Source organism: Streptococcus infantis (assembly GCF_001579645.1).
Lineage (GTDB): Bacteria > Bacillota > Bacilli > Lactobacillales > Streptococcaceae > Streptococcus > Streptococcus infantis_E.
Window position 1 is genome coordinate 68,238 of the sequence record NZ_KQ970819.1, and the last position, 12,168, is coordinate 80,405.

Consider the following 12,168-nt stretch of genomic DNA (forward strand, 5'->3'; position numbering starts at 1 on the left):
AAAAGAAACTTTACCATAAAATGATTGATTGGGGAGCTGATATTATCTTTGGTGGTCACCCTCACGTTGTTGAACCAGCTGAAACGGTTGAAAAAGACGGTGATAAAAAGCTTATCATTTACTCTATGGGGAATTTCATCTCAAATCAACGGATTGAAACCATGCAGGATGTGGAAAATGCCAAGTGGACGGAACGTGGAGTTCTCATGGATGTGACCATTAAGAAGAAATCTGGTAAAACGACTATTGAAACTGCCCAAGCCCATCCAAGCTGGGTGAGTCGAACTCCAAAGGGAGGCTATTCTCCAGAAGGTTACCCACTCTATCTTTACCAAACTTATATCCTGGAAGATTTTATTGAGGGTGGGAAGTACCGTAGTCAGTTAGACGAGACCACCAAGCAACGGATTGATACAGCCTATAAAGAAATGAACGAGCATGTAGGTTTGAAGTGGTAGTGACATTAAAAGAGGAGCAAGATGGATATTAAGATAATAGCGACGGATATGGACGGTACTTTGTTGGATCCTAAAGGACAACTGGATCTACCTCGACTAGAGAAAATTTTAGATCAGCTAGATCAGCGTGGAGTTCGGTTTGTCATTGCAACGGGAAATGAAGTTCATCGAATGCGACAATTACTGAAACATCTAGCAGATAGAGTAGTTCTCGTGGTTGCTAATGGTGCTCGGATATTCGAAAACAATGAATTGCTTCAAGCACAAACTTGGGATGATGCCATGGTTGATAGGGCTTTGGGCCATTTTAAAGGTAGAGAATGTCAGGATCAGTTTGTCGTAACTGCTATGAATGGTGGTTTTGTAAAGAAAGGTACTGTTTTTACAGAACTAGATAAATTTATGACTCCAGAGATGATTGAAAAGCTCTATCAACGGATGCACTTCGTCGATGAATTTGACTCTAAACTCTTCGGTGGTGTTCTCAAGATGAGTATGGTTGTTGGTGAAGAACGATCCGATTCGGTTTTACAGGAAATCAATGACTTATTTGATGGGCATGTGCGAGCTGTTTCTAGTGGATACGGTTGTATTGATATCTTACAAGATGGGATTCATAAGGCTTGGGGCTTAGAAGAATTGCTCAAACGTTGGAACTTAAAACCCGAACAAATCATGGCTTTTGGAGACAGTGAAAATGACATTGAAATGTTAGAGTTGGCGGGTATTTCTTACGCAATGGAAAATGCAGAGGATAGAGTCAAGGAAATTGCGACAGGAGTAGCGCCAGCAAACAGTCAGGCAGGTGTTTACCAAGTTTTAGAAAACTGGCTAGAAGAAGGAGAATAACTTGGCAGTACAATTATTAGAAAACTGGCTCTTGAAAGAGCAGGAGAAAATCCAAACCAAGTATCGTGAACTCAATCAAATCTCAGTAATTGAACCAGATATCATCTTTATTGGAGATTCTATTGTTGAGTATTTTCCCTTGCAAGAATTACTAGGGACAACAAAGACCATTGTGAACAGAGGTATTCGTGGTTATCAGACCGGACTTTTACTAGATAACCTTGATGCTCACCTCTATGGTGATGCAGTGGATCAAATTGTACTTTTGATTGGGACAAATGACATTGGAAAAGATATTCCAATGAGTCAAACGCTGACCAATCTCGAGAGTGTGATTCAAACCATTTCTCGTGATTATCCACTGTCACAGATAAAGCTAGTTTCCATCTTGCCTGTCAATGAAGGTGAGGACTTTAAACAGACAGTGTATATTCGTACCAATGAGAAAATCAAGGCGTGGAACCAAGCCTATCAAGACCTTGCCTCTGCCTATATGCAGGTTGAATTTGTGCCTGTTTTTGAGAACTTACTAGATCAGAAAGGGCAACTCAAGTCAGACTTCACAACAGATGGCCTTCACCTCAGCGTCTCTGGTTACCAGGCTTTATCAAGTACTCTAAAAAAATATATTTTCTAGATTGATTCGCTAATGTGAGATAAGTTTAAGAATCATAAATAATAAAAAAATTCTTCTTGTAGATATAAAAAAGTGATAAACATTCACTATGGTCTATAAGTTGAATTTTTTGTTTTTATTATAAATTACCTTGAATACTAGTGTCTTTTTGCTATATAAAGTAAAAAGAAGGAATAAAAATAGAGATTTAGATATGTGAATTTAACATTTACAGCTATTAAATATTCTGTATAAATGCATATTATACACTTTGCGGATATAGTTTTGGAGCATCGTTAATCTTGCTATTAGTCCTGTAGTATGGTATACTTTTAGCGTTAATGGTATTATGGGAGAGATTATTTTATTTTAGGGAAAACTCAATAATCTTACATATTATTAGTTAAAATGTTAAAAAAGGAGAACTTATCACATGATAAGAAGAGAGCAACAACGATTTTCTTTAAGAAAATACAAAGTTGGTGTCGCATCAGTTTTCTTAGGAACGACCCTTAGCTTCATGATGGCTAATGGTGGTGCTGTAAATGCTGCTGAGATTGTAGCAAAGCAAACTGCGGAGAATACTGAACTAGTCGACAATAACGACAAGGAAAAGTTGAAAGAGCCATCAACGGATGTGGTAACTTCAGCTAATTCTGAAACTTCAGAAGTTAAGTCAGAAACATCAACACCTGAAGTTAAGTCTGAAGAAGTAAAATCAGAACCAACTGAAGTAAAATCTGAAGAAACAAAAGCTGAAAAACCTGAGGAAAAAACATCTGTTAGTCCTGAGGCAAAACCAGAGTCTTCTAAGCCAGTAGCAACAACTGCTTCAAAAGCAAAAGAAGTTGTAGTAGCTAAGCCTAAGGCAGAAGAAAAGACTGAATCTAAATCAGAGGAAAAATCTGAGCCTAAAGCAGAACTTTCAGCTGTTGCTGAGGCAACAAGCCTTGATACAAATGCTAGTGCAACTAATGTTGAAGCAAAATCACTAGTAGATACAGAAACACTAGCTTTGGCAGCTGAGAATACTGTAAATGCCGGTGCTTTAGCTACAAATGGTGGTCGTCGCCGTAATCGTCGTGCTGCAACTGACCATAACACAGAAGCAATAGCAACTACAACTACACTTAAAGATGGTGAAACAGCAGATCCAAATATGACAGATCCTGTTGGTGCAACTGTTAAATCACAGGATGTACCTGCTGGATATGAAAGAAAAGAAGGAGATGTTTATACATATAGTATCGTAGATCTTACTAAGTTTAATGAACGTTATGGAACAAAATACTATACTCGTGCTTATAAGAACTTTGATTCTTCTACAGATACAACAGTTGAATTGATTGATAAAACTACTGGCAGTATAGTGGAAACTAAAATAGTTACAGCTACAAGTGGAACTCAAAAATTCGCGACTACTACAACAGCTTCTAGAGGAGAATTAACTTGGCAAGTCGGTTACGACAGTGGATCCGGTAGTGGACCTGGTAAAAAGGATCAGCCATTTATTCAATTGAGTTATGAAGTTGGAAAGAGTATAACTGATTTAGTGGCAGCTGGACACAATCTTACTCCTACAGAAAAAGTTTTATTTGATGCGGTTTATGCTGCTCGTAGATCAAACGACATTATTAATGCTGTTGAACCAGCGTATAACGGACGTTCCATTACAGAAACGAATGCAAAGATTCCATTAGCTGTTGAAAAAACAACTTATTATCGAGTAGTTGATAAAAACAATCCAACATTTAATGCTAATAAGACTGATAAAAATGTTCAAGATTACGTTGCAAATGGAAATGAAGTTGACTTAGCTAAATACACTCTTAAAGCTATGGAAGGTCAGCAGTTTAAAGCATCTGGCGAGCGTAAGTTTGAAGGCTATAAATTGTATCAAACAGCTGATGCAAACGATAAATCTGGTTATGTTAGTCGTCCTTATACTGTTGGTACCAAATTTATGGATGCAGACCGTTATGGTATTAAACGGATTAAAGAAATTGTCGGTGAAGATGGAACAGTTGTTGTTCGTGTTTATCTTCTTGATCCAAAACAACAAAGCAAACGCTCGGATGGTTCATTAAGTACTGATGGTTATATGTTGCTAGCAGAGACTAAACCTATTAAACCTGGTGAGTATAATACAGAAGACTTAGTCGTTACGAAAACACCACTTCATACAATTGCTTTTACGGATACTAATGGTGTAAACTATCCAAATGGTAAAGAAGTTAAGTTTGGCTTCCAAACAGCTGCAGGTTACACACCGAAGAAAACAGTATTAGTACCGTTCTTGGGGGATGGTATCGGTCACTCTTCTGCAAACTCTCAATTGGAACGTGGAGTAGAGGGAATCGGTGTAAACGTAGACTTGCTCAATACATTAGTACCGTATAAACAACCTATCTACTACTATGTTAAAGTAGATCCAGTAACCTACACCCCTGAAGTAAGCAAAGTTCTTGATGGTCGTACCTTGAACGACGGTGACTTTAGCTTTACTCTTAAACAAGAAGGTGGTACACACCAAGAAACTGTTACCAACAAAAATGGTAAGGCAACCTTTAGCCAACTAACATTCGAAAAACCAGGTACTTACACTTATAAGATTACAGAAGTTGCTGGTTCGGATACGAATGTTGACTATGATGGTATGGAGGTTACTCTTACAGTTACCGTTACACAAAATGCTCAGGATAAACTAGAAGTTGGAGCAGTCTATACATCAACAGGTGGTCATGCTGAGGGTGAGAATGACAAGGTCTTCAACAACTATGTTGTAGCTCCAGTTAAGACTAAGTTTGACTTCAGTAAGGCTCTGGCAGGTCGTGAGTTGAAAGCTGGTGAATTCAGCTTCGTATTGAAAGATTCAACTGGTAAGACCCTTCAAACCAAGACAAATACTAAAGAAGGTGTAGTAGCCTTTGATGATTTGACTTTTGACAACACACAAGTTGGTACTCACAAGTACACTGTAGAAGAAGTTCAAGGTTCTGAAGCAGGAATGACTTATGACCCAATGAAAGCTGAAGTAACGATCACTGTTACTAAAGAAGGTCACGTTCTTAAAGCAACAAACACACTTCCTGCAGATACAGAATTCAACAATACCTTCACACCATCTCCTGTTAAAGTTAACCTTGAATTTGATAAATCACTTTCAAATGGTACCTTGAATGCTGGAGACTTTAGCTTTACTTTGACTGGTGATAACAATGTTAATGAAACTGTAACAAATAAAGCTAATGGTAAGATTAACTTCAGCGAATTGTCATTTGACCAAGCAGGTGTCTACAACTATACTGTAAAAGAAGTGAAGGGCAATAAAGCCGATGTAGACTATGATGCAATGACAATCGCAGTTAAAGTAACTGTAACCAAAGATGCAACTACTGGTCTTTTGTCAGCTAAAACTGAAATGACTTCAACAGGTGGTGAAGCAACTGGTGCAGATGATAAAATCTTTAACAACCATGTAGTGGCACCAGTAACAGCTCAATTTGACTTCAGCAAAGCTCTTGCAGGCCGTAAACTTAAAGCTGGCGAATTCAGTTTTGTCTTGAAAGATTCTGAAGGAACTGTTCTTCAAACCAAGCAAAATGATGTTGATGGTAAAGTTAAGTTTGATGCTTTAACATTTACAAATGCTCAAGTTGGTGATCACAAGTACACTGTAGAAGAAGTTATCCCAGAAACAAAAGAAGCTGGTATGACTTATGACACCATGAAGGCTAACGTGACAGTTACTGTTACCAAATCAGGTCATGCACTTACAGCTGTAGCAACACTTCCAGCAGATAAAGAATTTAACAATACCTTTACCCCAACTGCAACACAAGCTCAATTCAAGTTCACTAAGAAACTTGAAGGTAAAGAGCTTACGAAGGATGCCTTCACATTTGAATTAGTTGAAAATGGCAAAGTCATCCAAACTAAGAAAAATGCGGCTGATGGAACTATCCAGTTTGACGCGATTTCTTATGATAAAGAAGGTACTCATACCTATACTGTACGTGAAGTAGCTGGAACAGATACAAATATCGACTACGATTCAATGAATGCAGTCGTAACAGTTAATGTAACGAAAGACGCTGCATCTGGTGTCTTGACTGCTAATGTTACAATGCCTGCAGATACAGAGTTCAACAACTTTGCAGTAGCTCCAGTTAAGACTAAGTTTGACTTCAGTAAGGCTCTTGCAGGTCGTGAGTTAAAAGAAGGCGAATTTACATTTGTATTGAAAGATGCAGATGGTAAGACTCTTCAAACTAAGACCAATACTAAAGCAGGTGTTGTAGCCTTTGATGACTTGACCTTTGACAATACACAAGTTGGTACTCACAAGTACACTGTAGAAGAAGTTATCCCAGAAAATAAAGAAGCTGGTATGACTTACGATACAATGAAAGCTGAAGTAACAATCACTGTTACTAAGGAAGGTCACGTTCTTAAAGCAACAAACACTCTTCCAGCAGATAAAGAGTTCAACAATACTTTCACACCTGCTGCAACACAAGCGCAATTCCGCTTCACAAAACGTTTGGAAGGTAAGACTCTTGAAGACAATGCCTTCACATTCGAATTGCTTGAAAATGGCAATGTGATTCAAACCAAACAAAATGCGGCTGATGGTTCAATCCAATTTGATGCAATCCCATACGCTGTTGCAGGTACACATACTTACACTGTACGTGAAAAAGCTGGAACAGATACCAACATCGATTACGATTCAATGAACGCAGTTGTGACTGTCAATGTCACAAAAGACGCACAAACTGGTCTTTTGAACGCTGCAGTTACTATGCCAGAAGATACTGAATTCAACAACTATGCAGTAGCTCCAGTCACCGCTCAATTTGACTTCAGCAAAGCTCTTGCAGGACGTAAACTTAAAGATGGTGAATTTAGCTTCGTATTGAAAGATGCTGAAGGAAATACCCTTCAAACTAAGACAAACGATGCTGATGGTAAAGTGAAATTCGATGCCTTGACATTTACCAATACTCAAGTGGGTGTTCATAAGTACACTGTAGAAGAAGTAGCTGGATCAGAAGCTGGTATGGAATATGACCCAATGAAGGCTGAAGTAACGATCACAGTTACTAAGTCAGGTCATGCTCTTACAGCAACAAAAGCTCTTCCAACCGATACAGAGTTCAACAATACCTTCACACCTGCTGCAACCAATGCTCAATTCCGATTCACTAAGAAATTGGAAGGTAAAGAGCTTACTAAGGATGCCTTCACATTTGAGTTGCTTGAAAACGGCAATGTCATCCAAACCAAGAAAAATGCGGCTGATGGAACTATCCAGTTTGACGCGATTTCTTACGATAAAGAAGGTTCTCATACATACACTGTACGTGAAGTAGCTGGAACAGACACAAATATCGACTACGATTCAATGAATGCAGAAGTAACCGTAACAGTTACGAAAGATGCTTCAACTGGCTTCCTGAATGCAGCAGTTACAATGCCGGATGATACTGAGTTCAATAACTACCATGTAGCTCCAGTCGTTGCAAGATTTGACTTCACTAAGAAGTTGGCTGGACGTAAATTGGCAGCAGGTGAATTCAGCTTCGTATTGAAAGATTCAACTGGTAAAGAAGTTGAAACAGTGAAGAATGATGAAGATGGTAATGTCACCTTCTCAGAATTGTCATTTGATAACACGAAAGTTGGTACTCATACTTATACTGTAGAAGAAGTTATTCCTGAAAACAAAGAATACGGAATGACCTATGACCAAATGAAGGCGACTGTTACAGTTGAAGTTGCTAAGAATGGTCACACCTTGACTACCGTTACAAATGTTACCTCAACTGGCGGTAAAAATGCTGACGGCAATGCAACTGACGGTACTGCAGATAAAGAATTCAACAACAAAGTAACTCCACCAGAAACTCCAGAATTCCAACCAGAAAAATTTGTCGTTTCTAAAGAGAAATATGACATCACTGGTAACAAGTTGCTGGATGACGACGATGAGTTGAACAATGAGTACACTGAAACAAATGCGGATCCATATGTAGACAAGACAACTAACAATGAACTAGAAAACTTAAATACTAAGACAGTTAAACGTGGTTCTAAATTGGTTTACCAAGTATGGCTTGATACTACTAAATTCACTGAAGCAAACAACATCCAATACGTTGGTGTATCTGATACATACGATGCAGAAAAATTGGACGTTAACGCGGCTGATATCAAAGCTTACGATTCAGTAACTGGTGATGATGTCACAGCTAAATTCGATATCAAAGTTGAAAATGGCACCATCACTGCAACTTCTAAAGAAGAATTTATCAAAGATAAAGTTAATGCTCCTGTTATCGACACCACTAAGTTCGCATTTGGACGTTACTACAAGTTCGACATCCCAGCGACTGTGAAAGAATCAGTTAAAGCTGGTGCTGATATTGAAAATACAGCTAACCAAACTGTTCACGTTTACAACCCAGTAAGCAAGACAGTTGAAAAACCAGAAAAACCTACTCAAAAACGTGTGAACAGCGTTCCAGTTCCAGTGGAAATGAACTTCACGAAACGTTTGGAAGGCCGTGAACTTCAAGAGAACGAATTCGAATTCGTATTGAAGAAAGACGGTGTTGAAGTAGAACGCGTGAAGAATGACGCGGCTGGTAAGATTGTCTTCAAGACTCTTGAGTTCGGACGTGATGATCTTGGTAAGACTTATAACTACACTGTAGAAGAAACTCCTGGTACAGATGCAACTGTTACATATGACACAATGGTTGCTACTGTTAAAGTTGTGGTATCACATGATGGTACTGCTAAAGCGATCGTTGCGAACGTAACGGATGCTGCGGATAAAGAGTTCAACAACGTTGTAACACCTCCAGAAGAACCTAAGTTCCAACCAGAGAAATACGTTGTTTCTGAAGAGAAATTCGATATCACAGGTGACAAGCTCGTTGACGATGACAAAGAATTGGCAGATAAGTACGCAGATACAAATGCCAACCCATACGCGGACGATGCCTCAAACAACGAAGCTCAAAACTTGAATACCAAGACTGTGAAACGTGGCGACAAGTTGGTTTACCAAGTATGGTTGGATACAACTAAATTTGACGCAGCTAACAAGGACAACATCCAATCAGTAGGAATCTCAGATGACTACGATGAAACTAAGTTGGATCTTGATTCTACTAAGATCAAAGCTTACGATTCAGTAACAGGTGATGATGTCACAGCTAAATTCGATATCACAGTTGAAGGTGGAGTAATTACTGCAACCCTTAAAGCTGGCTTCACGAAATCACTTGGCGATGCAGAAAACACTCAAGTGATCGATACAACTAAGTTCGCCTTCGGACGTTACTACAAGTTCGACATTCCAACAACAGTGAAAGCTGATGTGGCGGCTGGTGTAGATATCGAAAATACTGCAGCTCAAGTAGTCAACTACTACAACCCAACTACGAAGAAAGTTGAGAAGCCAAGCAAACCAACTCAAAAACGTGTAAACAGCGTACCAGTACAAGTAGAATTCAACTTCACTAAACGCTTGGAAGGCCGTGAACTTAAAGCGAACGAATTCAGCTTCGTCCTTAAAGATTCAACAGGTAAAGTTGTTGAAACTGTAACGAACGATGCGGCAGGAAACGTTAAGTTCTCAGCTATCGAATTCAAGAAAGAACAAGCAGGAGTTCACAACTACACAGTTGAAGAAGTAGCTGGAACAGACGCAACCGTTACATACGATACCATGAAAGCGAATGTAACAGTCACAGTTTCACACAACGGCACAACTAAAGTACTTATCGCGAAAGTTGGCGATATCGCTGATAAAGAGTTCAACAACGTTGTAACTCCACCAGAAGAACCTAAGTTCCAACCAGAGAAATACGTTGTTTCTGAAGAGAAATTCGATATCACAGGCGACAAACTCGTTGATGATGATTCTGAATTGACTGATAAATATGGTGAAACAAATACAAACCCATACGCAGATGGAACTTCAAACAACGAAGCTCAAAACTTGAATACGAAGACTGTTAAACGTGGCGACAAGTTGGTTTACCAAGTATGGTTGGATACAACTAAATTCGACGCAGCTAACAAGGACAACATCCAATCAGTAGGAATCTCAGATGACTACGATGAAGCGAAGTTGGATCTTGATTCTACTAAGATCAAAGCTTACGATTCAGTAACAGGCGCAGAAGTTACAGATAAATTCGATATTACTGTTAACAACGGTGTGATTACTGCAACTCTTAAAGCTGGCTTCACTAAGTCACTTGGCGATGCGGACAACACTCAAGTGATCGACACAACTAAATTCGCCTTCGGACGTTACTACAAGTTCGACATCCCAACAACAGTGAAAGCTGATGTACCTGGCGGAGTAGATATCGAAAACACTGCGGCTCAAGTAGTCAACTACTACAACCCAACAACTAAGAAAGTTGAAAAACCTGAAAAACCAACTGAAAAACGTGTAAACAACGTTCCAGTTGAAGTATCCTTCAACTTCACTAAGAAACTTGAAGGCCGTGAATTGAAAGCTAACGAATTCAGCTTCGTCCTTAAAGATTCAACAGGTAAAGTTGTTGAAACTGTAAGTAACGATGCATCTGGTAACGTTAAGTTCAAAGCTCTTGAATTCAAGAAAGGTCAAGAAGGCGTACACAACTACACAGTAGAAGAAGTTAAAGGAACAGACGCAACCGTTACATACGATACCATGAAAGCGAATGTAACAGTAACTGTTTCTCACGATGGAACAGCTAAAGTTCTTGTGGCAACTGTTGGCGATATCGCTGATAAAGAGTTCAACAACAAGGTGACTCCACCAGAAGAGCCTAAGTTCCAACCAGAGAAATATATTCTTAATGAAGAGAAATTTGATATCACTGGAAATAAACTCCTTGATGATGATAAAGAGTTGACTGATAAAGTAGCTGATACCAACAAAGATCCATATGTGGACAAAGTTGATAATAATGAAAAGCAAAATATCAATACTCAAACACTCCATAAAGGTGATAAGGTTGTTTACCAAGTATGGTTAGATACAACTAAATTTACTGAAGCTCACAATATTCAATCTGTTGGTATTACAGATAAATATGATAGCGAAAACTTGGATGTTAATGTTGCTGAAATTAAGGCTTATGATTCAGTAACTGGTGAAGATGTAACAGCTAAGTTTGATATCTCAATTGTGGATGGTGTCATTACTGCTACATCTAAGGCTGACTTGACTAAGTCTCTTGGAGATGCAGAAAATACTCAAGTAATCGACACTGCTAAATTAGCATTTGGACGTTACTACAAGTTTGATATTCCAGCACGTATCAAGGGAACTGCTAAAGAAGGTGTAGATATTGAAAATACAGCTTCTCAAATTGTTCACCAATATGATCCAACTAAGAAATCAGTTGAAAAACCAGAAAAACCAACTGAAAAACGTGTTGTTAATATTCCAGTGAAAGTTGAATTCAACTTCACGAAGAAATTGGAAGGTCGTGCGTTGAAAGCTGGTGAATTCAGCTTCGTATTGAAAGACAAAGATGGTAACGTGATTGAAACCGTAAGCAATGATGCTGAAGGTAAGATCAAGTTCTCAGCTCTTGAATTCAAACGTGGTCAAGAAGGTACTTATATCTATCATGTAGAAGAAGTGAAAGGTACAGAGGCTGGAGTTGAGTACGATAAGATGGTAGCGACTGTTGGAGTTACTGTAACTAAGGATGGTAAAGTGTTGACTCTTACTTCACAAATGCCTAAAGATACTGAGTTTAACAACAAGGTAACACCGCCAACACCACCAACACCACCAACACCACCAACACCACCAACACCACCAACACCACCAACACCACCAACACCACCAACACCACCAACACCGCCAACACCACCAACACCGCCAACACCACCAACACCGCCAACACCGCCAACACCACCAACACCACCAACACCAGTAACACCACCAACACCAGAAAAACCTAAAGGTCCTGAGTTGCCAAACACTGGTGAACAATCTAAATCTGGAATTGCTGCACTTGGTGCTGCACTTGGTCTTGTAGGTCTAGGTTTGGTTGCGAAACGCAAAAAAGAAGATGAAGCTTAATATTTCTAGTTTTCTAGAATGATTCAAGATTTATCTTTGAGTATCTAAACCAAAGATATTCTAAAGTTGGTTATACATTTATTAAATAAGTGTATGTAATCGCAAGAAGAGAGGTTAATGCCTCTCTTTTTGGG

General features: G+C 39.0%; 4 protein-coding genes. All 4 read left to right on the top strand.

All coding sequences use genetic code 11. The features are described 5' to 3' along the window. Window positions 1-458 (top strand): CapA family protein (locus SINDD18_RS04625; RefSeq protein WP_193750827.1); only part of this gene is annotated, 458 nt, incomplete at its 5' end. Window positions 459-479: 21 nt separating this feature from the next. Then, the gene (locus tag SINDD18_RS04630) at window positions 480-1,307 is read left to right on the top strand and encodes an HAD family hydrolase (protein ID WP_061863274.1); all 828 of its coding nucleotides are present in this window, start codon (window positions 480-482) and stop codon (window positions 1,305-1,307) included. A 1-nt stretch (window position 1,308) separates the two neighbouring features. Beyond that, on the top strand, window positions 1,309-1,944 hold the full coding sequence (locus SINDD18_RS04635; RefSeq protein WP_061863275.1) for an SGNH/GDSL hydrolase family protein: 636 nt from the start codon (window positions 1,309-1,311) through the stop codon (window positions 1,942-1,944). Window positions 1,945-2,356: 412 nt separating this feature from the next. Beyond that, window positions 2,357-12,034, top strand: a complete 9,678-nt coding sequence (locus SINDD18_RS04640; RefSeq protein WP_061863276.1) for a Spy0128 family protein — start codon at window positions 2,357-2,359, stop codon at window positions 12,032-12,034. Window positions 12,035-12,168 lie beyond the last annotated feature (134 nt).

Excerpts from the sequence above, each read along its gene's own strand:
- SINDD18_RS04630 (WP_061863274.1), top strand. The coding sequence starts at position 480 with ATGGATATTAAGATAATAGCGACGGATATGGACGGTACTTTGTTGGAT.
- SINDD18_RS04640 (WP_061863276.1), top strand. The coding sequence starts at position 2,357 with ATGATAAGAAGAGAGCAACAACGATTTTCTTTAAGAAAATACAAAGTT.